At 63.1% G+C, this 623-nt stretch carries 1 protein-coding gene; it reads right to left on the minus strand.

The window, feature by feature from the left end; genetic code table 11:
• A partial coding sequence (locus AC6EUH_RS18290; RefSeq protein WP_499739507.1) for a lipoyl synthase occupies window positions 1-623 on the minus strand: 623 nt, incomplete at both ends.

The raw sequence follows: 623 nt of genomic DNA on the forward strand, positions 1-623 counted from the left end.
AGCTTGCGGCCCTGCGTGATGACATCCAGCGACCGCTCGTAGCGGAAGGCCGGACGGATGCGCTTGAAGATCCGGGGAACGGTCTCGACGTTGTGGGCGAACACTTCGGGCTTGGAGTCGCAGATCGCCTCGATGTGCTCCGGTTTGCCGGAGAAGTCGGGGATCAGGAGTTCGACGCCGGTTCCCGGGTTGAGTTCGTGGATCTTGCGGACCGTTTCGGCGTAGAGCCAGACGCCCTCGTCCGCGAGGTCATCGCGGGCCACCCCGGTGACAGTGGCGTAGCGGAGCTGCATCGCCTGGACCGACCGGGCCACCTTGGTGGGTTCGAAAACGTCCACGGGAGAGGGCTTACCGGTGTCGATCTGGCAGAAGTCGCAGCGGCGGGTGCATTCGGAGCCGCCGATCAGGAAGGTGGCTTCCTTGTCTTCCCAGCACTCGAAGATATTGGGGCAGCCCGCCTCTTCACACACAGTGTGGAGGCCTTCCTTCTTGACGAGGTTCTTGAGTTGCACGAACTCGGGACCCATCTGGACCTTGGCCTTGATCCAATCCGGCTTGCGTTCCACCGGGGTGGCCGCATTGCGCTGCTCGATACGCAGCATTTTCCGGCCTTCTGGTGCCAG

This window comes from Arthrobacter sp. 001422645, from assembly GCF_059816125.1.